The organism is Acidocella sp., assembly GCF_027352905.1.
Lineage (GTDB): Bacteria > Pseudomonadota > Alphaproteobacteria > Acetobacterales > Acetobacteraceae > Acidocella.
This window is the reverse complement of sequence record NZ_DAIEIF010000007.1, coordinates 1-1,901: the sequence shown is the minus strand read 5'-3', so window position 1 is coordinate 1,901 and position 1,901 is coordinate 1. Positions and strand designations below refer to the sequence as shown.

Below are 1,901 nucleotides of genomic sequence, written 5' to 3'. Positions count from 1 at the left end.
CTCGCCCTCGGTGACGGAGATCACCTGGTCCACTTGGCGGCCCTTCTGGCCCTGGCCCACGCGAATCTGGAGAACGGAACCGGGCGTGACCGACTGGTACCCGGCGCTCTGAAGGGAATTGGCGTGGAGAAAGACGTCGCCAGAGCCATCGGCCATCTCGACGAAGCCGAAACCTTTTTCAGGATTGTACCATTTCACGGTGGCTTTGGCTTCCGGCCCGGAGGATACCGGCCCGAAACCTGCAAATGAAGGCGGAAACGAAGGAGCGTTACCGAAAAAATTATCGTCGTCGAAACCGCGGCGGCGATTCTGCCGCTGGCGGTCGTTCTTGGGGGAGCGCACTATAAAAACTATCCTTAAACTGGACCTAAAACTAAATCTCAAGGCACCGGGCAAAAGCCGAGCGCGTGTACCATAGGCCACGCCGGGGCGGCCATCAATCCCGAAATGCGGCCAAAACCGGGCAACTCGGCGGCCATCCCCGCCTTTTTCGCATGGCGGCGCTGTGCGGGCCGCCTTGCCGCTTGTTCCGCCCCCAGCCAGCCCGTAAGAGCGGGCCATGCCCTTTCCCAGCCTTCACCCCAGCCTCGCGCGGGCGCTCGCCGCGCGCGGCTATGCGGAGCCGACCCCGGTGCAGAGCGCGGTTCTCGCCGCCACCGCGGAGGAGCGGGATCTGCTGGTCTCCGCCCAAACCGGCTCGGGTAAGACCGTGGCGTTCGGCCTCGCCCTCGCCCCCCTCATCCTTGGCGAGGCACAGGCCCTGCCGCCCGCGCGCGACCCGCTGGTGCTCGTCATCGCCCCAACGCGGGAGCTGGCCTTGCAGGTCCAGGCGGAACTCGCCTGGCTGTACGAATTCACCGGCGCGCGCATCGCCGCCTCCGTGGGCGGCATGGACCCCAGGCGCGAGGCCCGGCTGCTGGCGGCGGGCTGCCACATGGTGGTGGGCACGCCCGGGCGGCTCAAGGACCATATCGAGCGCGGCCATCTGCGCCTGGACGGGCTGCGGGCGGTGGTGCTCGACGAGGCGGATGAAATGCTCGATCTCGGCTTTCGCGAGGAACTGGAGTTCATTCTCGCCGCCGCGCCCGCCCAGCGCCGCACCCTGCTCTTCTCCGCCACCATCGCCCCGGAGATCGTCAGCCTCGCCCGCGCCTATCAGCACCGCGCCCTGCGGCTCGACACCGCCGCCGCCAACCAGCCGCACGCGGATATCGAATACCGCGCCATCCCGGTTCTCGCCAACGAGACCGAGGCGGCGCTGGTCAACATCCTTCGCGCCCAGGAGAGCCGCGCCCTCATCTTCTGCGCCACGCGCGATGCGGTGCGGCACCTCCATGCCCGGCTGCTGGCGCGCGGCTTCGCCGCCGTGGCGCTGTCCGGCGAATTATCCCAGGCCGAGCGCAACGCCGCGCTCGCCGCCCTGCGGGAGGGCCGCGCCCAGCTCTGCATCGCCACGGATGTCGCGGCGCGCGGGCTCGACCTGCCGGATCTCGATCTCGTCATCCATGCCGACCTGCCCGCCAGCAAGGCCACCCTCCTGCACCGTTCCGGACGCACCGGCCGGGCCGGGCGCAAGGGGGTCTCCGTGCTGCTGGTGCCGCCCCAGAAACGCCGCCGGGCCGAGATGCTGCTGCGCGAGGCCAATGCCACCGCCCGCTGGCTGCCTCCTCCCACCCCCGCCGATATCCGCGCGCGGGACGAGGAGAGGCTGCTCTCCCACCCGCTGCTCGCCGCCCCGCCGGATGAGGCGGCGCTCGCCCTCGCCCGCAAGCTGCTCGCGCGCGCCAGCCCAGAGGTCATCGCTGCCGCCTTCGCCACCCTGGCCGAGGCCCGCCTGCCCGCCCCGGCGGAGATCACCATCCTGCCGCCGGAGCCCGCCGCCCGGCCTGCCCGCGCCCCCC

Annotated in this window: 2 protein-coding genes; one reads left to right on the top strand and one right to left on the bottom strand. The window is 70.5% G+C overall.

Annotated features, from left to right (window positions below; all coding sequences use genetic code 11):
• A partial coding sequence (locus tag M7H45_RS00630; protein ID WP_298213658.1) for a cold-shock protein occupies positions 1-342 on the bottom strand: 342 nt, incomplete at its 3' end.
• Positions 343-559: 217 nt separating this feature from the next.
• On the opposite strand from M7H45_RS00630, the gene M7H45_RS00625 reads away from it, so the two are divergent.
• Positions 560-1,901: DEAD/DEAH box helicase (locus M7H45_RS00625; RefSeq protein ID WP_298213656.1), on the top strand; the 1,342-nt coding region annotated here is incomplete at its 3' end.